Consider the following 20,504-nt stretch of genomic DNA (forward strand, 5'->3'; position numbering starts at 1 on the left):
TTTTCAAAAAAACTATCAACGATATTTGATTATTAAAAATGATTTATTAAGATGTTAATTATCATAATTTGTGATTTATGAATACCAATGATTTAAATTTGTTCGAAGCAGTTGCCCATCATGGTAGTTTTACCAGGGCTGCTGAAGCCATGTTTACAGTACAGTCGAACGTTACTGCCCGTATCAAAAATCTGGAAGAAGAATTCGGCACGCCATTGTTTACCAGAACATCGAGAAAGGTAGCGCTAACAGCTGCAGGTGAAACATTGATGCAGTACAGCAAGCAGCTTAACCACATCATTAGCGAAGCAAAGAGGGCTATTGGTAAAAGTGATTTGGTTAGAGGGCAGATCAAAATTGGCTTTTTGGAGACGATGATGACGATTAAGGGACCGGAGCTGGTTAACGAACTTGCGGCTAAATTTCCTTTTGTTGAGCTAGAATTTAAATCGGCCATGCGCCCGACCCTTTTAAATGATGTAATAAATTATAGGCTCGATGCGGCATTTGTGCCAGCTCCAATAGATGTTCAGGAATTGCATCAGATCAAAATCAAAGAAGAAGAAATTGTTGTGGTTGCGCCGGGCGACTGCAAAACGCTTGACGATTTATTGAATAAGAAACCGGTAAAAACGATAGTGTTCGATCAGGGCTGTGTATTTAGGGCCAGGCTCGAATCGTGGCTGGTAAGCAAGGGGATTGATCAATATCATAAAACGGTTATGAATTCGATAGAAGGTGTAGTTAATTTTATTGAATCAGGTATTGGCTTTAGTTTTTTGCCTAAAGAAATTATCTCCAGCTTTTATCGTGGTAAAAATATCAAAACTTTTGCCCTTCCGCGCGAACTTGGATTAATGACTACCCTTTTTGTTTATCGTAAAGATTTACCACTTACACCCGCTTTGCAAGGATTTATTAGCCTTTTTGAGGAAGGTAACAAGAATTGAATTAGTTGTTAAACAAAAAAAGCCATCATTGCTGATGGCTTTTTTTGTTCGATTTTTTTTGTGTACTCGGGGCGGGAATCGAACTGTGGTCTTAACCCCTTGATATACAGATATGTTTTATTCTGAAAGGCTAGAACGCACGAATGACGCGCTCGGGCCAATAGACAGGATCTTAAATTACTTACTATTCAAAGCCTGCATTACTTAAAAAATGATCTCAAAGTACTACAATCCTTATCAACCCAAAGATACAAATTCCTATTCCAATTTCATGCGGCAAATAAGAATTCGTCTGATAATAAAACTCCGGAAATCGAGCACCATATAGTCCTGTTCCATTTTTACGACTTTGCATAAAAGCTCTTAATTCAAGTTCGCGCTTGACCAGATAGAGGTTCAATTTTAGGTAAAATTGTTTTACGGGATTCAGGTAAATAAAGCGCTAAATAGTGTAAACATTTTTATCAATCATGTCCTTCAGAAATCCTTCCATTTTTTCCAACAACGAGATTGATTCCTCTATTTCCTTTGTTGTAAAGGTAGCCATACCGGCTACTGCGTATTTCGGCAAAAGTGTACACGCGTTTCGCATTTATGCTGACACTCTATTTCGCTGCAAACTGACGAGCTGTTTCGGACCAAACTGACGGTGCTGATCTTTGGATCAGAATTTCTTCTCTTGGCAATTCCATTTAATTTTATAAGTTCAGGCTAAATAAAAGGCTCAGGCGTTAATTACTACTAGATGCAATCTTCGATCTGTCTGGTGGGGTTTGGATGCTGTGGCGCGTCTTTTAGGTGTAATTCCTCTATGGTTTTCAATTAAAGAGCCGTTGTTGACCTTAGGGGATAGGTTGGATGTGAACCTGAATTAGATGAATCTGGTTGCTCCAGGAAGAAGGAAATTTGAGGTCGAGGCCTGTTTTTGTTCAGAGGGAAAGGGACATTTTAGACAGCCGCCCGGCAATCAAATTCGCGTACAGTTTGGCCCGAAATGGATTGACCAGTTTCATTGAAATATGCAGTATTGTGAAGGGAAGTTTAGAACATACGCTATTGATTCAATATTTTTAAGTAACACATTGGGTATAAATGAAAATGGGCTTCTCAAATTTGAGAAGCCTACTAACCTTGGGACGTTAGTCCCGTCCAGTACTCGGGACGGGAATCGAATCCGCACGCCTTTGAAAGCATCCCGACTTAGGTCGGGACGCGTCCATCAGTTCCACTATCAACCATTAGCCTTTCGGTCTATAAGAAATGACTATAAACAAAAAAACCTTTCATTTCTGAAAGGTTTTTGTTCGATTTTTTTTGTGTACTCGGGGCGGGAATCGAACCCGCAGGCCTTTGAAAGCATCCCGACTTAGGTCGGGACGCGTCCACCAGTTCCACTATCAACCATTAGCCTTTCGGTCTATAAGAAATGACTGTAAACAAAAAAACCTTTCATTTCTGAAAGGTTTTCGTTCGATTTTTTTGTGTACTCGGGGCGGGAATCGAACCCGCACGCCTTTGAAAGCACAGGATTTTAAGTCCTGCGTGTCTACCAGTTCCACCACCCGAGCATTAGCCTGTTCCGAAATCCTTCGGTAGGTTAACTTTAAAATAAATGCCTTCTGTGAGGAAGGCATTTAGAGCGAAAGACGAGATTCGAACTCGCGACCCCGACCTTGGCAAGGTCGTGCTCTACCAACTGAGCTACTTTCGCAAATGAATACTTGTTGTATTCCTTTGGGGTTGCAAATATAGAAATTAAACTTTCCAAATCAAAAAAATAAAATAAATTTTTTGAATAAAATGCTTAGTGCTTCAAAATCAAAGGGATAAAAATAAGGTTTGCTATGAAATGATTTTCTTATTGGTGGATTCTAAATAATAGCACGGTTATTCTATATTGTATAATCTAATACCATGAAAACAGATCAAATTCTTGTTTATCACACTAAAGATGGTGAAACAAAAATAGTCGTAAGGCTTGAAAATGAAACAATTTGGCTTACCTAGATCCAGATTGTTGGACTTTTTCAGCGTAGCGAGGCAAACTTAGCGAACATATTAAACATATTTTTCAATCCTAGGAACTGGATAAAGAATCAACTGTTCGGAATTTCCGAACAGTTAGAGAAGAAGGAGAAAGAAAGGTAAATAGGGATTTAATGTATTCTAGTCTTGATTTAATCATATCGGTAGGATATTGTGTCAATTCTATAAGGGGTATATAATTTCATATCTGGACAAATAAAGTGTTAATGATTGCAGAGAGTGAGATCAGGATTGAAAGATCATTTAGCGTTTTTAGAATGGTAATCGTCTATTTCTTTGTGGTTTATAAATAAAATCGCTATTTTAGTGTATCTAAATTCTGGGGCTCGAGATCGGATGGTGGTTACCATGGTTATGCCTCTTCATAACAGGGACTGCCGATTTAGCTATGTCTTTAGGTGCTAGCTTCAAAAACTATGGCAATTAGATTTAAAGATATCAAGCCCGGCCCCCAGACTCATGTAATGATTATCGGGGTTGGCCATTATCCATACCTTACAGGGGGTGACGAGGAAAAGGTACAGACCTTTGCCTTGGCCAAGGGACTTGGACAGTTGGATTCTACCGTGATTTCGGCACATGCCTTTTATGATGAGGTAATGGCGCTTCAAACAAGCAGTTCGTGGATCTCACCCCTTGGTAGTGTTGAGCTTTTGACCGATGGGGTAGAAGAGGCAACCAGGGCGAATGTGGAAAGAGCATATTGGGAATGGAAAGAGCGCTGCAGTTCCCATGAGGATAATGTAGCGGTATTCTACTATGCCGGACATGGCTTTGGGATGCCGCAGGAGCAATACCTTGTCCTGTCAGATTTTGGAAGGTTTCCTGCAAATCCCTGGAATTCATGTATTCCCTTTAGTGCTACCCGAATGGCCTTTCATGCCTGTAGGGCAAAGACCCAGCTTTTTTTCGTGGATGCCTGCCGGTCCGTAACTGCCGATGTGATGAGAAATACGATCGTAGTGCCCAATGTGGATGTGATTGATAATCTTCAGTCTGAGTGCATCCATAACCTGACTGTCCTCGGATCTGCTGCAAATGAGCAGGCATTCGGGATCAAGGGCGGAACAAGTTATTTTCTCGAAGCTATCTTAAGTGGATTGAGAGGCTTTGGCGCGGAAAACGGTGCGGAATGTATCATCTCAACGGCAGATTTTCCGCCGAATATCAACAATTGGCTCTCCCTTGCGCAGCGAAAGGATTCATCAGCCCAGCGTTGTACCGCAACGATCAATAAGCCAGGGAATTTCATTAAGCTGCCCAAGCATCCCGATGCCGAACTTGAACTGGACTGTATTCCGGCCGATGCAGTGCCGTTGGCAAGTTTCACTTATATGGGGGCAGCTGGAAGCCAGAGTCGGGCCCCGGAAGTTGCGCCCTGGAAGGTAAAGATTCCAGCAGGGATCTATCAGATGTCCGTCAATTTTACCGTTCCACATTACCAGAACAAAACGGATTTCAAAAAGGTGGTCGCACCCGGAATCAGGCAGATTTTTAACGTTAAAGTCGAACTGTAATGGCAGGAAATAATAAGATCAGGATTTTTGGAGATGTATCCTCTAAAAATGATTTTGCACTTAAAACGGCAAAACAGGTTGAGCTCCTGGATGAAAATCTTAACCGGGTGCAGTCCAAATGGATTACCGGAAACAGTTTTAACTATCTCGATGTTGATCCCGCGCTTTACGTGGTAAAACTTTCTTTTTCAACCGGTGAGCAGTATAGTAAGGTTGTAGATGTTCGTGAGGGAGGCGATAAATCAGTAGACTTTGATCTTGAGGACCTCGTGGAAAAAGACAAAGCTTTCTCCGGTCCCCAGGAGATGGATTTTATACTTTCCGAAGAAAGCAATCTGGAAATGCATGCACCTTCAGGAACTTCGGGAGGAATTGATCTGGATAATGATAAATCTGGAAGCATCTTCAAGTATGAAATAGACCGAAGTGTTCAGTTCCAGCTCAAGCGTCTTTACCTTCATGCGGGTAATTTTCTTCCCGAGACCATCATCACCTTCAGCGATTCTGAGCTAAGGGATGGACCTTTGAATCATGATTTTTTTAGCGGTAAAACCACTTTGTTGCTCCTCGAGTCCAACCGCTATGAACCGATCCTGCTTTGCTGTCCGTTCAATCAGCATATGTCCGTACAGATCAGGCTTAATCCGATTGAAGAGAAGTCAATTCCCATCGAGATTAAACTGATGTCCGAAAACTCTATTGCAGAATCACTCTTGAATCTGATGAGCAATGGCAGTATGATCCAGGCAGAGTCATTTTTTGATGGGGCAGTGGCAGCAGAGATGTTGTTTCAGGAGAAGCGTCGCGATGCAGCGGCAGCGGCGATCGGCGGTTACTTTTTACTCAAGATCAGGGACTATGAGCGGATGCATAATTGGGCCAATAATCTGGCCAATTGGTTTGGATGGATGCCTGATGGATGCATTATCCACGCATGGCAGATGATCAATGATGGTGTGAATGAACCTGGTGATGAATTAAGGGTGAGGGAGAGGCTGCTTGAAGCGCAGCAACGGGGAATTCCTTTATACACAGAAGGCGTCCGCCTATTATTCGATGGCTTAAAACAGCTCCATACCCTTGCCAAGGGACGGGATCGAGAAATTGCAGCTGCGCTGGAGATGGTGGATACTTACGTCGGAAAGATCGACTGGAGCCAAAAGAATACCACTGTAATTAACCCCGGGCGTAAGATTAATGGAGAAGAAATCCCATTGACTGACCGAAATGACCGTGGATTTTTGGATAGATTATTTGATCAATAACAAATACTGAAATGAGTTTAACCATTAGATTTTTTCCGGCCAGATATGGTGATTCGATCCTGATAGGTTATGGTGATGCCGGAAACCTCAAATATATTCTGATCGACGGGGGTACAGGAGGGACGCGATCAGAAATCCTTTCCTTTCTTAATGGATTGCCAGATGGGCATAACCGACTAGAGATAATGGCTGTTACCCATATTGATAAGGACCACATTGAAGGGGTTCAGCGAATCCTGGAAGCAGATGCGCTCGGTTTTGAAGTTGGGGATTTTTGGTTCAACGGCTATCACCACCTTTCTCCGGAAAGACCGGGTGAAGAAGCTTATGGTTCCAGACAGGGCGAGCTGATGACCGGAGATCTACTTCGGCACAATCTGAAATGGAACGATATTGTTGGCGGAGCTGCGCTTTTTGTACCCGAGGAGGGACCTCTTCCAGCTTTTGAACTGCGTGGTGGGCTCAAAATTACCCTGCTTTCCCCTTCTCTTCAGCACCTTTTTGATCTCAAACCGTTATGGGAGGCTGAACTGTTGAAGCTGAAACTTGAGTCGGGATTTGGTTCTGAAAAGGCGGAACCGAAGAGGGGTGATGAGCAAGCTTATGGAGCCATCAATGTAGATGCGCTCAATGCAATGAAGTTTGAAGAGGACCGTGCTGAGGCCAATGCCAGCAGCCTCGCTTTTCTGCTTGAGTTTGAAGGCAGAAAAATCCTATTACTGGGCGATGCGCAGCCAGGCCAGATTTATCAGAGCCTGAAAAGGCTTCAGCCCGAAGGCAGATTTGCGGTGGATCTCTGCAAAATCTCCCACCATGCGAGTCGCGGAAATACCAGTCCGGAGCTTCTTGAACTTTTAGACTGCAACCATTTTGTGATCTCCACCAATGGTTCTATCTATGGCCATCCCCATCAGGAGACCATTGCCAGGATCATCAAGCGTTCTTCAGCCGATGTAAAACTTTATTTTAATTACCGCACCAAACATAATTCGATCTGGGAGGATGCTGACCTTTGCTTTATGCACGGTTACTCCACCACTTATGGAAAGAAAGGAATGTTGGAGATCTCGCTCTGATCGGCAAGTCCCCAACATTTCTTTAGCGCTTTGCGACGGCCGGCTTTGCGGCCATCTCATCATACATAAAGTAGGGATCTTTCCTGAAACGATCAAAATCTGCTATGCACTGCGCATAGACTTCATCGATGAGTGTCTTATTGGTGGTATCCATTTCGGCATAGCCACTGCAACTATCCGTCATAATCTTTTCCAGGTAGATCTTCATGTTGAAGCACATGGTGAACTCACCCGATGCAATGAGCTTTCTCAAGGTCTGGTCAAGTACCTGCGTATCGGTGAACCAGAGGGATGTCCCGCATGTGGCAGCCTCCTCTGCTACTTTTTTAATGTTCTTGCCGATCAGGGTATCGTAATCTCCCTTTTGGCGTTTCTTGAAATCCGCTTCGGTCAGTTCTTTGATGCGGTTGTCTATCCGCTTAAACTTATAGCGCTCGTCCTCATAAAGGGTATTGTAGTTCAGCCTACGCACAATTTTGAGAAATACCTCGATCAGTAGGGTGATCAGGGAGTTTGCCCTGTCCATGATCAGTGGCTCGAGCCGGTGGAGCGAAAGCTGGTCAATATCGAGTGCCGAAAGCTTTTCCTGATAGAATTTTGGGATCAGGGCCAGAAGTTTTGCAGCTAACCATGATCTTCCCTTTTGGAACTGCCTTAAAAGATAGTTTTTGGAAATCATCAGCGTCATAGTAACTCCGCTCAGTCCTAAAAAAATGCCAGTGGCAATGTTGTGCTCATAGTGCCAGAAAAGCGGCAGGGACGGGAAGAGCAGTAGGCAGAGTGATAAGATAGTATTGATCCGCTGATCGATCCGCTGCGCCGTGGTCTTGAGTTGGCTATAGGTATATGCCTTGATGCCCTCCTTTGGCCCTGGAATAAATGGTTTGAATGCCTGCATGTCGGGAGAGGCAACATCTGAGATGATAATCAGGTCAAAATATGGATCTTTACTGTAAGAAAGGATGCTGTCGATTCCCTGGTTGTCAAAAATGCCACCATCCATTACCCCCATTGGTGGCTGCTGTTTTACAAGGTTGCTCGCTTTTAATGCGCTCAGGTTCGGGCTTTGGTCGTGGATAAAATCGTCTGGCCAGAGCATAGGCTCGAATCCGCCCGGGAAACAGGACGAAGCCGCGATGATGTCGGCCATGCTGACTTCATCCAGCTCCGGTCCGTAGATCCGGTTGTAAAAGTTTCCAGCATAAGAAGTTAGACTTAGGCTAATGTTCTTGAAGCGAAAGTTGATGGCATTGCTGAACTCGGTCGAGTTGAAAACGACCTGTTCGAGTTTGTCGGGAAGGATTTGAAGCTCCGCCATTACTGCATTCCCGGTAAAATGTTTCTTATACTGCTCGGCGAAGGCATTGATCAGGTTCTTCGTCTTTCCGGGGTTTTTCCAGACCGCGTCCGGATTGAGTTGTGTAATCCCGGTCCGCACCAGATCAAGGCTTTCCAGTTGTTGCAGCAGTAGCTCATAGATCTTTTCAAAACTTACTTTCTGTTTCCGCATGAGTACATATACTACCCCGGTTATCGTTCCTCCCGAAACCGTAGAGATCATCCGAAGATTCTGTAGAAGAGGATTTTTATCATAAATAAGCCGGTTAAGATAGGCCATTGTTCCCAGATGGAACGAAGCAGCACGGTAGCCTCCGCCCGAGAGGCTAAGGGCAATCTTGTCAAGTGGGTTGATTAGTTTTTGGTTGCTTTCCATGCTTATCTGCTTTTAAGAAAATTTAATAATGGGATGTCCAACACAAATGCGGCACTGATCCTGGAATAACGGGTATCTGCTTTTTCGGCAACTGTATCCGAGAGCTTGCGCAGGAGCGGTCCGGTCTGGTAACCGATATTGAATGAAATGGGAACCTTTGGAATCCCCAGTGAAATAAAAGCTCCAGGAGAAATGATATCGCCTAGCTTGATAGTTGGGATCTGCTCGGTCTCATCATCCTTAAACCTAAAGGCGACCGGCGCCCCAATATCAACGATGGATAAAAATAAGCTTGCCGACCAACCAGCCTTTTTATTAAAACCAAAGGACTTATTGATGGCAATTCCGATCGGAGCGGTCAATCCAGCAGTATTTAGTTTGTAGCTGTTGTCAAGACCATGGATTTTTTCTGACCCCACGTAAGGACCTACATACGCATTTAAGGAAATACTGAAACTGTTCTGTCTTTTCATCGAAGCACTGCCTACAGGGAGGGCGACTGCCTTGATCGCAGCGGAAATGTCTGACGAGCTGGAAGCGTTCACCACATTAGCCATGAAATTCCCGTATTTTTTGATAAAAGTTGCTGTTTTTGAAGATTCTTCATTGGCTTTTTCGCTGGCCTTTTCGGCTGCCTCTTTGGTTTTTTGGTCATCCAGGTTTGCTGTTTGGGGTTTGGTCACATAGATTTCACCATTCGGAGTCTGGAGCTCATTTGAGGATTTGTCCCGTTGACCAGTATACTGGGAATAAAGGTTGAAGATATCAACCACTGCAGAACCATAATTGTTGCGATTGAGGTTAAGCGCCAGGTTTGCTGCATTCTTGGTATAGGCCAGGTATTCGGGAATCTTTACAGCTAGGGGATTGGTGATGCCAAGTGCCGCCAGTTTCTCATTGTTTGAGAGTATTTCGATGATCTCGGTCGAGGAGAGGAAGATCCGGTGGTAAAGCTCGATCCGGGGCTGTTCGTTCTTTTTTTCCTTGAGCTCAGCCAGAGCACTTTCAATGGAACTGCACTTTTCACCGATCTGTTTGATGAGCGCGATCGCTTCTTGAACCTTTTCGGCCTGTGGTGCAAGTTTGTTCAATGCAGCGGTTAGCTTCTCCCCACCAAAGGAGATTTCGCTAACCTGTTCATAAAGTAGTCCAAGGTAAAGTCTGGCGACAAGAAAGTTGTTTTCGGAGCTAGCTAGCAGCTTTAATTTCTCTTTTGTCTCCCAATATTTTCCTTCATCGGGAGATCTTAGGGACTCGGAGATAATCTGGACAAGTTTGATGCTGGACTTAAGGTCGGTGTTGTTGATCTTATCGATGTAATCAGTGGGAAGATCACGGATGATGTCGGCCGGATGATTTCCTTCGGTGAGCTCCATGGCGATAAACAGGCCGATCAGCGCAGAATATTTGAGGTCGGGATGGTCAGTGAAATAAACACTGAACCTGCCTTCTTTAATAACCTTTGGCATCCTGTCAAGCAGCAATGAGAGATCCTCCTTAAAGCTTTCCCTCAAGGTCGAGATGTAGTTCTCGAACATATAGATGTCCCGATCGATCACATTTAAAGTTTCCATGGTGCGCGGAAAAAGGATCTGTGCATCCCGGTATTCGGGTTTGTTGATAAGTTCCTTAAACCGTCTGAAGAAGGCGATACTGAGTTCCTGCTTGCTCCGCTCGACCAGGAATTTGGCCATGCCGTCTGTTGCACTAGTAACGTCCCAGCCAAGAGCCTTGGCGCCGAATTGGGCGATGCCACCTGAGTTAATTCCTGCAGCAGTTTCTTTCATGCTCTTGGCATTAAGCTCTTCGAAGAATTTCTTCATAAAAGCATTGTCCCCATATAATTTCGCCAGCTCCTTGGGGTCTTTCTCATCGGTATGCTTAAGCTTGGCCAATAAAATATAAATCCCATTATCGCCCTTTTTGAATAGGTCAGATAATGTTAACGCATCCTGGAGTGCCGAGTTATAAACATTGGTATTTTTGTTCTGGGGCGGTTCTTCCCTATTGTCATTGTTTTTGATTCTGATAAATTTGCGCATATAATATATGCCGATGCCCTGACTCCCGCTCAGGCTGAGTTTTTGGTCATCTGCTAACATCGTTTCCAGCATCCGGGTGGTGTTGCTATAGCTGATTTTGAGAATATAGTCGGTGCCGCTTTTTTCGATCACGGGTTTTTGCTCAACACCCTGATCGCTTAAAATGGTGATGGGCGGTGCTTTGGAAGCCTTTTCACCCTGAAAGATGATTTTGATGCCCTGGGCGAACTTGGCTGCTACAGACTGGGTATCCTGGAGCTTGGTAACATTAATGTTCAGATCCTGTGCGCTGGACAGGTGGCTGCAGAGTAGGAGAAAAAGGAAAGCGAGGTAAAAATATTTTTTTTTCATGTTGTTTGGGTTATAATTGGATGACCGAATCTGCTTCTTTCAGGATTTCAACAAGAGGGAGGGCGTAGGTAAAATTGCTGTCTGCAGCGATTACCATCCCTATAGGGTGATCGTGTTCATCGTATACGCATGCACCGGAGTCGCCGGGAAAGCTTAGCGAGCTATAACTGGTGACCCCGTTTTTGGTACTTATGTCCGAGAGCAGCATGAGGTTGATTACCCCAAAATTCCCATCACTATATTTGATTTCAATGGGCATGGGTACATTTGCATTAATGATCGTTCCATTCTTGGGGATCCTTCCCTTTTGACGGATGACCCTGACCTTGGTGACCTTGATGTCTGCGCTGCTAACCGGTCTGGCATTTTTGGTGGGGTGGATGTAGGAAAAATTGTCGTTTGGAATGTTGATCAGCGCCGCATCCAGTTTACTGTTGCAGATCGCCCAAAAGAATTTTCCATTTTTGGTTTTATCTACAACACCGCTAATGGAGGGACTGATGTTGCCAAAATGATTCGTTGAGTTGCCCCCTTCCAGCACATGGCTACAGGTAAGCAGACCCAGTTTATCGTCCGAATTCCTTTTTACCTGGCAGCAGATGGTTCCATCAAGAGTTGAATTGCTTCCTAGGCCTACCGGGTCACCCTGTTGGCTCTGCACCGTAGGCGGATTTCCCTGAACAGGGACCAGGTTGACAGGAACCAAAATCACCTGCCCCTTTTCCAGCTTCACTTCTACTTTTGAGGGAAGGATCGGGCTGGTTCGGGTAATTACCCTAATATCGATACAGTCCACCAGCTTTCCTTTTTCCATCATCTTGCCGTGCATCGGAGGGGCCATGGTTCCTTTCGGGCTGAGCGCGGAAAGATTCTGGCTGATGGCATCCTGAATAATGGATCCATACCGCTTGGAGACATACTCATCAAACTGTTCGATGTCTTCCGCATTGAAGGTGTTCTCATCTGCAAGTTTCCGCTTGATGTTCTTCACCTGATAAAGCATATCCAAAAGATCGTGGAAGAACTTGGATCCAAAGGTGAGAAAGAATCCGGTCAAGCCAATGGAGGCCAACAGGCGGAAGTCGAGCAGAGTGCTGAAGGTCGGAAGTGGGTCCCAGAATATGACCATCCTTGGATCCGGTTGCTTAAGCATTTCGAACAGGTCGATATGAAAAATCCCTGCAATCAGGATTCCGATGATCAGGCTTAATGAAGTGACCTCGCGTTCGATCTTTTTTTTCTGTTCGGGGCCCCGGTCATTTGATTTCCTGTTGACGTTCCGCCAGATCCGAGTAGCAAAAGTTTTGTATAGCAAGTTTCCCGGCCTGATGAAAGGCGAGTATTTGCGTATGAGCTGGGTGACCTTTTCCACGATCACGCTCAGGAGGAAGAGAATGATCGCAATCGAGATCAGGCAGTCCAGAATATTATTTTCCATTTTGTTTAGGTTTGGTTAAAGAAAATTTAACTGCTTTTTTTTTGCTAATCCAATAAGGAATATCCTCCGCGGGGCTTAGATCCGTTGATAAGCGTTCCCCAAAAGCTTGCATGTCTTTTCCTCAGCTGATCGATTTCCAATGCGGTGGGGAAACGGTTTCCGGATTCATCATAATATCCCTTACTATAGTATACCGCGTGGGCAGTATTCCATATCAATAGGTTAGCATGAGTGCTTAAAGTTTGGTAAGAAGGGTTTTCATCCAAAGGAAGGACTTTTAAGCCCAGAAGTTTATAGATTTCTTCGGTCCTATAGCCGCCATTGATATCTGCTAAAGCCTCACTATAGCTGCCAGTGGCTGGCTCCGTCAGTCCCTGATAACGCTTCACGAGTACTGCGAAGCAGAGCTGGGCATAGTTGAAGATTTCCTTGAGTTCCTTTTGTGCCGTGTCACCGGGAAGGAACGCGCTGGCAGCGCTGGCCATTTCCAGTTCAGCTAGCGTTAGGCTTAGCAGGGTGCCGTCCCTGAGGATGACCGCTATCCCGTTCTCCCTCAGATGCTGCTGAAAAACTTTTCCGGTACCATAGGTGCCGATGGCAGCTTTGATAATTGCTACCGAGGCGCAATTTCCAGCTTTTTTTTCCTGGGTTTTTACAATGCCCTGCTTGAATGCGGAGAATAGGGGGCTTGATGATTGTGCAATGGCACCGCTGTTTATCAACAGCAGGATAATCAGAACATAGGTTGTTCTTTTTTTATTTCGGGTCCCTGCGTTTTGCTGCGCACAGGAGTTCCAAAAGATCGTTTCCCTCCAACTGCATGGAAAGAAAACGCGCTCTTTTTTGAGTGCATTGTTCATAATGGTGGATGAATAGTTTAGTTTTTCGAAATGTTCCGAATGTTGGTTTGGTTAACTAAATCTATAGAAATTTAGCAGACATACCAATACTTACTATTGGGTATTTTGATGTTATATCGCTGATTCTTAGTAGGATGTTCAGTTGATTCGGGTTTGTGTATTCGCCTTTTGGTCCGGTTTGTATTTGCCTGCTGACATTTTCGTTGGTTTTTGTTTGGGTATTGTTCCGGGCACAGATTGGAATTGAAACAACAGGGCTGATGAAGGGCTTTCAAACGGCAGATAAATCCAATTTCAGCGCCCTATAAAATCAGGATTGCCTGCAGGACGGAATCACCCGGTTACAATACTTATTTATCGGTATAATCAAGCTGGACTTGGATGGAACTTTTGTTCAAGGATAGGAAAATCCTGAATGGCAACTTCGGCAATAAATGGATCAAGGCCAAAAGCTATTTGTTTTTACCTTCCTCCACAACTTCTGGTATTGATCCTAAATAATCCTATAAACAAAAAAACCTTTCATTTCTAAAAGGTTTTCGTTCGATTTTTTTTGTGTACTCGGGGCGGGAATCGAACCCGCACGCCTTTGAAAGCACAGGATTTTAAGTCCTGCGTGTCTACCAGTTCCACCACCCGAGCATTAGCCGCTACCGATCTCCATCGGCTTGGTTAACTTTAAAATAAATGCCTTCTGGTAGGAAGGCATTTTGGAGCGAAAGACGAGATTCGAACTCGCGACCCCGACCTTGGCAAGGTCGTGCTCTACCAACTGAGCTACTTTCGCATGAACAAAACTGATGTTGTTGTTTCGTTTTGGTGATGCAAATATAGGCAGATTTATATTTCTGTCAAGAGATTTCTTGTTAAAAATTTAATATTTAATTTAAATTGCTGGCTTTCAGTACAAGTAAAATTAAATCAGTTTCAAAACCTTTTGCCTGAAGGTAGCTCATCAGCTTGTTTTTTCTTTTAAACGGATCATTTTCATTCAAACTTGCTGCTTTTTTTGAAGCTAATTTTTCGATGGTCTGTAAATAATCATCATCATCGATGCTGTAAATTGCCTTTTGCAAAATTTTATCGGGCACACCCTTTAATTTCAAACCCTGTTTAATTTTTACACGCCCCCAATGTTTGATGTTAAATTTGCCCGAAGCATAACTTTTAGCAAACCTTTCTTCATTCAAAAAATTATTCAAAATCAGTTCGCTTAAAATCTCTTCCAATTCATCTCCACGCATTCCCCATTCTACCAGTTTATACCGTACTTCCTTTTGCGAACGCTCCTGGTAAACACAAAAATGCTCCGCTTTTACCAGCGCTTGTTTTTTATCTAATAATACTGCCTCTTGTTTACCGCTTTTCATAATTATTTACTGAAATTCGTAAAAATAATAGCGATTACCGTATTTTTCTGAAATATAAAGCATGCAAAATCCAATATACACCATTGCCAAAATAGCCGAAATTTTAAATGCCGATGCCAAATTAGTTGATGAACAGGTGATTATTCAATATCTGGTGATCGATAGCCGTTCGGTTTTGGTGTCTGAAAATTCTGTGTTTTTTGCCCTTTCTCAGCACCGTGACGGACATGAATTTATTAAAGATGCCTACACAAAGGAAATCAGAAATTTTGTCATTACCGAAGCGAAATACATTAACGAATATCCCGACTGCAATTTTTTACTGGTAGACGATGCTTTGGCGGCGCTTCAAAAGCTTGCAATTGAACACCGGAATCAATTTGACCTAAAAACAATTGGTATCACGGGGAGTAATGGAAAAACGATTGTTAAAGAATGGTTATATCAACTTTTAGCAACCGACTTTAATATCGTTAAAAGTCCGAAAAGTTATAATTCACAGATAGGCGTTCCGCTTTCAGTATGGCAGATCGAGTCCGATCATACCCTAGGCATTTTTGAAGCTGGTATTTCTGCGGTTAACGAAATGCAACGTTTAGCTGAAATTATCCACCCTGAAATCGGAATACTAACCAATATTGGTGAAGCACATGCCGAAGGATTCAGCTCCAAAAAGGAAAAACTAACCGAGAAGCTGAAACTTTTTGCAGCATCTGAACTGTTTATTTATTCGCCCGAATATGTAACCGAAATCAGTGCAAAAGAACTTCCTGGTAAAAAACAATTCAGCTGGAGCAGTAAACAAGCGGCAGATCTTCAGATTATTGCGGTTGAACCCATTGAAGGAAACTGTTATTTACGGGCCATTTATCAAGACAGAGAAATTGAATGCATTTTGCCTTTTAAAGATAAAGCTTCGATAGAAAATGGAATGATCTGCTGGGCAACCTTACTGGCATTGGATTATACGCCGGAGCAAGCCGATTTACGTTTGGAAAAACTGAGCCATGTGAGCATGCGTTTGGAACTGAAAAATGGTATCAATCAATGTTCTATTATTGACGATTCTTACAGCGCCGATATTTCTTCCTTAGCCATTGCCCTCGATTTTTTAAATCAGCAGAATCAGCATGCAAAGAAAACCGTTATCCTTTCCGAACTATTTGAAACGGGGAGAGATGACCTGGATTTATATACAGAAATAGCCGAATTGCTTTTGCAGAAGAAAGTAAACCGACTGATTGGAATTGGGACTCATATTTCGAAGTATGCTGATCTTTTTAAATTTGAGACGCAGTTTTTCGACGATACGAATGCTTTTATTGATGCTTTCCCTGGTTTACAGTTTAACCACGAAACCATATTGGTAAAAGGGGCCAGGCGCTACGAGTTTGGCCGGATCAGTAAACTCCTTACCCAGAAAATACACGATACGGTTTTAGAAATCGATCTGAATGCCATGGTGAGTAATCTGCAATTTTACCGTTCTAAAATCAAACCAGGCGTTAAAATGATGGCCATGGTTAAGGCCTTTTCGTATGGTAGCGGAAGTTTCGAAATTGCCAATTTATTGCAGTTTCATAAGGTAGATTATCTGGCAGTAGCTTATGCCGATGAAGGTATTGCCTTGCGTAAAGCGGGCATTACGTTGCCCATTATGGTGATGAGTCCTGAGGAATCTGCTTTCGAAGCCATCATTAAACATAAACTCGAGCCCGAAATTTATAGTATCGAAATCCTGAATAGTTTTTTAAATGCACTGTCTGATTATGATTTCGATTATCCGATCCACATTAAAATAGATAGTGGAATGCATCGTTTGGGCTTTGATCAGCCTGAAATTGATACCTTGTCTAATCTGCTTAAAGATTCAGCGAAGGTCAAAGTTCAAAGTGTTTTTTCTCACCTGGTGGCAAGTGATGCTGCAGAACATGATGGATTTACACAACAACAGATTGAAAGGTTTAAAATCATCGCGGATCAGCTGCTTGAAGCTTTAAGTTATAAACCGCTGCTTCATATCTCCAATACTTCAGGCATTTCGCGTTGGCCCGAAGGGCAAATGGATATGGTACGCCTGGGGATAGGTTTGTATGGTTTTGATTCTGCTTTGGCTAATAACCGGGGTTTACAGACCGTAATGACACTTAAGACTACGGTTACCCAGGTGAAGACGCTGGCTCCGGGCGAAACTGTGGGTTATAGCAGGAAGGGTGTAATGCCAAATGGAGGGAAAATAGCGACGGTAAAAATAGGCTATGCAGACGGATACACCCGATATTTTGGCAACGGAGTGGGTAAAATGCTTATCAATGGCCATCTGGTGCCCACCATTGGCTCGATCTGCATGGATATGACCATGTTGGATATTACAGGTATTGATGTTAAACCTGGTGATGAAGCTATTGTTTTCAATAAAGCGCACACCATTATGCAGCTGGCGAGAGATATCGGTACCATTCCATATGAAATTTTAACCAATATCTCGCAAAGGGTTAAAAGGGTTTATTTCTATGAGTAAGAAAAGTGCTAAATTGTTTAATTGATATATTGTTGGGCTCAAAGCTAAAAGATTGGTAATAATCTAGCCATTAAACAATATAACAATCCTAACCATTTAGCCATATTTTTCCTAAGTTTGCACCATGAATAAAGTCGGGAAAGCTATTTTAAACTATTTGATTAAAGGTTTATTAATTGTTGTACCCATTGCCGTGAGTATTTTTATTGTGGTTTGGGCGGTTACAACTGTTGATAGCTGGTTAAATGTAAACAATATTTTAGGCGTAAATCCAAATACAGGCGAAAGCCGGAATATCCCTGGTTTAGGTTTATTGACGGTTTTAACGATCATTTTACTTGCTGGTATCTTTGTAACCAATTTGGTAACCGAACCCATGTACAATTGGTTTCAGCGGATTATGCAGCGGCTACCCTTACTTAATTTTATCTATTCATCTATAAAAGATTTAACAGAGGCTTTTGTTGGCGATGAGAAGAAATTTAACCACCCGGTGCTGGTAGAAGTGGAGGGAGGCTTAAAAAAAATCGGATTTTTAACGCAAAACGATCTCCATAAACTCAATCTGCCGGATGAAGTTGCCGTATATTTTCCACTTTCTTATTCTTTTGCAGGTCAGCTTTGCATTGTAAGAAGAGATAAGGTAACCGATTTGCATATGACAGCAGCAGATGCCATGAAACTGGTGGTAAGTGGCGGCGTAAGCGGACTTTAAACATTTCTAAATGATCACGATATACCATAATAACCGATGCACCAAAAGCCGTTGTGCTTTGGCCGAATTAGAAAACAGTGGAAAGGCTTTTGAGGTGATTTATTATTTGGAAACCCCACCCGGTAAAAGTGAACTGGAAGAAATTATTCGTAAACTGGGCATAAAACCACTGGAACTGATCCGTAAAGGGGAAAAGGTTTTTACTGAAAATTATAAAGGAAAAACTTTAACCGATGAAGAATGGATTGATGTTATGGTCGCGCATCCTATTTTAATTGAACGACCAATTATTATCTCAGGAGAGCAGGCGGTTATCGCCAGACCAACGGAAAAGATAAAAGAGATTTTGGATTAACCTAAGAAGTCGCTCTCGAGGTACGTCACCCTGAATTTATTTCAGGGTCTATATTGCAAGGTAGATGCTGAAATAAATTCAGCATGACGATTGCGTTTGGAAATGGACGAAAAATGACACTAGTCCTTGCGTCTCGCTACGACATAAAATAATGCTGTAATGTTGTTTAGTGTTTTCTAATGTCTTAGCGAGACGCTAAGACTAAATTAGACGCTAAGACTAGATTAGTCTAAAAAATATTCTTAAAGCTAAACAGAATGAACATAAAAATAATAAAACCAACCAAAAGCCTCGAATAATATTCCCTGATAAAAAGCCCGCATAAAATAAGCATATCATCATCTACATTGGTATGTACCAAACCATTTCCGGTTGAAGCATTAAACAGGATCTGTTTATCCTGATGGTTATTTAACGACCAGCGACTTAACCAACTGTTTTGAAAGCTCCAGTCAAAAGTATCGCCGGAGGCAAATAAAATTTTTGCTTTAAAACGAAGCCAATCGTAGGTAATTATAGCTAAAACCTCATTCTGGTTGTTCAGTAATTTAGTTTCAGGTTTAGAGAACCCTTCACTTTTTAATAAGTAAATACCGGTTTGAGTAGTGGCTATTGCCGAATTTTTCCACGAACTAAAATTTAACGCAAATTTTAATTGTGCATTGTTATATACCTGATAATTGCTATCAAATAAACCTTTTCTCCAATTTAATACCTGTTCCATCTCACAAAAGGATTTAATAAGTTACTAATCACGAAGTGTTGATATCGTAATGATCGGCATGAAGCATGCAATAAGGACAATTGCCTGTTTGTTATAAATCTGCTTAATAAATAAGCCTGCTATCATTAATAATTCATTGTCGGTATCAGATGATAATGCACCGCTGCTGCTGCTGGCGCTATACATAATGTGCTCATCTTTGTAATTGCTTACCGTCCACTTCGAACGCCATAAATTTGTCGATTTCCATTCGTACTGCTCACCTGACTTTAAGCTGATTACCGCTTTTGATTTCCAGGTGTCGTAAGTAATCATGGCTACCGTTTCATTTGTTTTTCTGTCGATTACCTGCGTGCGCGATTGCCAAAAGCCCTCGTTCGAAAAGAAGTAGTTTTTATCTTCGAACATGCTTTCTGCATCGCTTTTCCATGTTGCAAAAGTGATTACGCCTTTCTGTACACCATCTGCAAAGAGTTGAAAGTTTCCACTAAGCCAATTGTTTTTCCAGCTGATAAATTTCGACATCTTAGATACGTTTTACTTTAGATGGCAGTTTTCGTGAGTTGTTACAAATAAAAAAAGTGCTTATTGTTGATAAGCACTTTTTTAGTTGGCAGTTTACAATTTGCAGTTTACAATTTGCAATTTTCAGTAACCGATTAAACAGTTTACAATTTGCAGTTTTCAGTTAACCGATTAAGCAGTTTACAATTTGCAATCTTCAGTTAACCGATTAAGCAGTTTACAATTTGCAGTTTTCAGTTAACCGATTTAAACAATTAAGCAGTTAACCCTACTAATAAACCAATGACTAATGAACCAATGAACTAATGAACCAGTCTAAAAATTCGGTTTAAGTACATATTTATCATAGAAACGGAAAATATGTTCTGCGGCTTCTTCAGCGGTATCTACCAATCTGAAAAGATTCAAATCTTCTTCGTGGATGTTATGTTCTTTTTGAAGCATAGTACCTTTAATCCAGTCAATTAATCCGCCCCAATAATCGATACCAACCAATACAATCGGGAAACGGGCGATTTTACCTGTTTGGATCAGGGTTAAGGCTTCAAATAGCTCATCCATGGTACCAAATCCACCTGGTAAAACCACAAAACCCTGACTATATTTCATGAACATTACCTTGCGCACAAAGAAATAATCAAACTCCAGTAATTTATTATGATCGATATATTTATTGTGGAACTGCTCAAATGGTAACTCAATGTTTAAACCTACCGATTTGCCGCCATTGGTGTGTGCACCCTTATTACCCGCCTCCATAATACCCGGACCACCGCCTGTAATTACACCATAACCTCTGTCGGTTAATAATTTGCCACACTGCTCTGCTAACTGATAATACCGGTGTGTTTGGGCTGTACGCGCCGAACCGTAAATGGTAACACATGGACCAATTTTAGCTAGTTTTTCAAAGCCGTCTACAAATTCGGCCATGATTTTAAAAATTTGCCAGGAATCTGTTACTTTAATTTCCTGCCAGTCTTTGTTTTCGAAAGCACTTCTAATTTTTTCTTCACTCGTCATATAAGTAATGCT

At 42.4% G+C, this 20,504-nt stretch carries 15 protein-coding genes, 4 tRNA genes and 1 pseudogene; 8 read left to right on the top strand and 12 right to left on the bottom strand.

From position 1 onward, the window contains the following. The first annotated feature begins 77 nt into the window (after positions 1-77). A complete protein-coding gene (locus CA265_04875) occupies positions 78-950 on the top strand; it encodes a LysR family transcriptional regulator (protein ID ARS39046.1) in 873 nt (290 codons plus the stop codon). A gap of 1,484 nt (positions 951-2,434) precedes the next feature. On the opposite strand, the gene CA265_04880 is transcribed toward CA265_04875, so the two are convergent. Both CA265_04880 and CA265_04885 read right to left on the bottom strand, forming a co-directional pair. Beyond that, positions 2,435-2,518, bottom strand: a tRNA-Leu gene (locus tag CA265_04880). Between the two features lie 67 nt (positions 2,519-2,585). Further along, positions 2,586-2,661 (bottom strand) — tRNA-Gly (locus tag CA265_04885). 203 nt (positions 2,662-2,864) lie between these two features. Between CA265_04885 and CA265_04890 the strand changes: the two are divergent. The 4 genes and pseudogenes from CA265_04890 (at position 2,865) to CA265_04905 (ending at position 6,854) form a co-directional block, all read left to right on the top strand. After that, positions 2,865-3,175: pseudogene (locus tag CA265_04890) on the top strand (hypothetical protein). A gap of 237 nt (positions 3,176-3,412) precedes the next feature. After that, positions 3,413-4,513: a hypothetical protein gene (locus tag CA265_04895; protein ARS39047.1), complete on the top strand. Its 1,101-nt coding sequence runs from the start codon at positions 3,413-3,415 to the stop codon at positions 4,511-4,513. Next, positions 4,513-5,778 carry a hypothetical protein gene (locus CA265_04900; GenBank protein ARS39048.1) on the top strand — a complete coding sequence of 422 codons (1,266 nt, stop codon included), beginning with the start codon at positions 4,513-4,515 and terminating at the stop codon, positions 5,776-5,778. The genes CA265_04895 and CA265_04900 overlap by 1 nt, the downstream gene beginning before the upstream one ends. A gap of 11 nt (positions 5,779-5,789) precedes the next feature. Further along, entirely contained in the window at positions 5,790-6,854 is a 1,065-nt protein-coding gene (locus CA265_04905; GenBank protein ARS39049.1) for a hypothetical protein, read from the top strand. A gap of 22 nt (positions 6,855-6,876) precedes the next feature. Here the strand turns inward: CA265_04905 and CA265_04910 are convergent, their stop codons facing one another. The 7 genes from CA265_04910 to CA265_04940 all read right to left on the bottom strand — a co-directional run bounded on the left by CA265_04910 (position 6,877) and on the right by CA265_04940 (position 14,629). Next, positions 6,877-8,568 (bottom strand): hypothetical protein, encoded by a 1,692-nt coding sequence (locus CA265_04910; GenBank protein ARS39050.1) that lies wholly within the window; start codon positions 8,566-8,568, stop codon positions 6,877-6,879. Positions 8,569-8,570: 2 nt separating this feature from the next. Then, positions 8,571-10,961, bottom strand: a complete 2,391-nt coding sequence (locus CA265_04915) for a hypothetical protein (protein ID ARS39051.1) — start codon at positions 10,959-10,961, stop codon at positions 8,571-8,573. A 10-nt stretch (positions 10,962-10,971) separates the two neighbouring features. Beyond that, positions 10,972-12,399 carry a hypothetical protein gene (locus tag CA265_04920; protein ARS39052.1) on the bottom strand — a complete coding sequence of 476 codons (1,428 nt, stop codon included), beginning with the start codon at positions 12,397-12,399 and terminating at the stop codon, positions 10,972-10,974. Positions 12,400-12,443: 44 nt separating this feature from the next. Continuing rightward, positions 12,444-13,259 carry a hypothetical protein gene (locus tag CA265_04925; GenBank protein ARS39053.1) on the bottom strand — a complete coding sequence of 272 codons (816 nt, stop codon included), beginning with the start codon at positions 13,257-13,259 and terminating at the stop codon, positions 12,444-12,446. 558 nt (positions 13,260-13,817) lie between these two features. Then, positions 13,818-13,901, bottom strand: a tRNA-Leu gene (locus tag CA265_04930). A 69-nt stretch (positions 13,902-13,970) separates the two neighbouring features. Beyond that, positions 13,971-14,046: transfer RNA gene (locus CA265_04935), tRNA-Gly, on the bottom strand. Positions 14,047-14,140: 94 nt separating this feature from the next. Next, positions 14,141-14,629 carry a RecX family transcriptional regulator gene (locus CA265_04940; protein ID ARS39054.1) on the bottom strand — a complete coding sequence of 163 codons (489 nt, stop codon included), beginning with the start codon at positions 14,627-14,629 and terminating at the stop codon, positions 14,141-14,143. Positions 14,630-14,690: 61 nt separating this feature from the next. On the opposite strand from CA265_04940, the gene CA265_04945 reads away from it, so the two are divergent. The 3 genes from CA265_04945 (at position 14,691) to CA265_04955 (ending at position 18,220) form a co-directional block, all read left to right on the top strand. Continuing rightward, entirely contained in the window at positions 14,691-17,150 is a 2,460-nt protein-coding gene (locus CA265_04945; GenBank protein ID ARS39055.1) for a bifunctional UDP-N-acetylmuramoyl-tripeptide:D-alanyl-D-alanine ligase/alanine racemase, read from the top strand. 124 nt (positions 17,151-17,274) lie between these two features. Then, entirely contained in the window at positions 17,275-17,865 is a 591-nt protein-coding gene (locus CA265_04950; GenBank protein ARS39056.1) for a hypothetical protein, read from the top strand. 10 nt (positions 17,866-17,875) lie between these two features. Continuing rightward, a complete protein-coding gene (locus CA265_04955) occupies positions 17,876-18,220 on the top strand; it encodes an arsenate reductase (glutaredoxin) (protein ARS39057.1) in 345 nt (114 codons plus the stop codon). A gap of 229 nt (positions 18,221-18,449) precedes the next feature. Here CA265_04955 and CA265_04960 read toward each other — a convergent pair whose 3' ends face one another. The 3 genes from CA265_04960 to CA265_04970 form a co-directional block, all read right to left on the bottom strand. Then, the gene (locus CA265_04960; GenBank protein ID ARS39058.1) at positions 18,450-18,944 is read right to left on the bottom strand and encodes a hypothetical protein; all 495 of its coding nucleotides are present in this window, start codon (positions 18,942-18,944) and stop codon (positions 18,450-18,452) included. Positions 18,945-18,968: 24 nt separating this feature from the next. Further along, the gene (locus tag CA265_04965) at positions 18,969-19,469 is read right to left on the bottom strand and encodes a hypothetical protein (protein ARS39059.1); all 501 of its coding nucleotides are present in this window, start codon (positions 19,467-19,469) and stop codon (positions 18,969-18,971) included. 315 nt (positions 19,470-19,784) lie between these two features. Continuing rightward, positions 19,785-20,492, bottom strand: a complete 708-nt coding sequence (locus CA265_04970; protein ID ARS39060.1) for a Rossman fold protein, TIGR00730 family — start codon at positions 20,490-20,492, stop codon at positions 19,785-19,787. Positions 20,493-20,504 lie beyond the last annotated feature (12 nt).

The organism is Sphingobacteriaceae bacterium GW460-11-11-14-LB5, from assembly GCA_002151545.1.
In the GTDB taxonomy this organism is placed as follows: Bacteria; Bacteroidota; Bacteroidia; order Sphingobacteriales; family Sphingobacteriaceae; genus Pedobacter.

What these genes read in the sequence shown, in the direction of transcription:
- CA265_04875 (ARS39046.1), top strand. Translation starts at nt 78, where the DNA reads ATGAATACCAATGATTTAAATTTGTTCGAAGCAGTTGCCCATCATGGT.
- CA265_04895 (ARS39047.1), top strand. Translation starts at nt 3,413, where the DNA reads ATGGCAATTAGATTTAAAGATATCAAGCCCGGCCCCCAGACTCATGTA.
- CA265_04900 (ARS39048.1), top strand. Translation starts at nt 4,513, where the DNA reads ATGGCAGGAAATAATAAGATCAGGATTTTTGGAGATGTATCCTCTAAA.
- CA265_04905 (ARS39049.1), top strand. Translation starts at nt 5,790, where the DNA reads ATGAGTTTAACCATTAGATTTTTTCCGGCCAGATATGGTGATTCGATC.
- CA265_04910 (ARS39050.1), bottom strand. Translation starts at nt 8,568, where the DNA reads ATGGAAAGCAACCAAAAACTAATCAACCCACTTGACAAGATTGCCCTT.
- CA265_04915 (ARS39051.1), bottom strand. Translation starts at nt 10,961, where the DNA reads ATGAAAAAAAAATATTTTTACCTCGCTTTCCTTTTTCTCCTACTCTGC.
- CA265_04920 (ARS39052.1), bottom strand. Translation starts at nt 12,399, where the DNA reads ATGGAAAATAATATTCTGGACTGCCTGATCTCGATTGCGATCATTCTC.
- CA265_04925 (ARS39053.1), bottom strand. Translation starts at nt 13,259, where the DNA reads ATGAACAATGCACTCAAAAAAGAGCGCGTTTTCTTTCCATGCAGTTGG.
- CA265_04940 (ARS39054.1), bottom strand. Translation starts at nt 14,629, where the DNA reads ATGAAAAGCGGTAAACAAGAGGCAGTATTATTAGATAAAAAACAAGCG.
- CA265_04945 (ARS39055.1), top strand. Translation starts at nt 14,691, where the DNA reads ATGCAAAATCCAATATACACCATTGCCAAAATAGCCGAAATTTTAAAT.
- CA265_04950 (ARS39056.1), top strand. Translation starts at nt 17,275, where the DNA reads ATGAATAAAGTCGGGAAAGCTATTTTAAACTATTTGATTAAAGGTTTA.
- CA265_04955 (ARS39057.1), top strand. Translation starts at nt 17,876, where the DNA reads ATGATCACGATATACCATAATAACCGATGCACCAAAAGCCGTTGTGCT.
- CA265_04960 (ARS39058.1), bottom strand. Translation starts at nt 18,944, where the DNA reads ATGGAACAGGTATTAAATTGGAGAAAAGGTTTATTTGATAGCAATTAT.
- CA265_04965 (ARS39059.1), bottom strand. Translation starts at nt 19,469, where the DNA reads ATGTCGAAATTTATCAGCTGGAAAAACAATTGGCTTAGTGGAAACTTT.
- CA265_04970 (ARS39060.1), bottom strand. Translation starts at nt 20,492, where the DNA reads ATGACGAGTGAAGAAAAAATTAGAAGTGCTTTCGAAAACAAAGACTGG.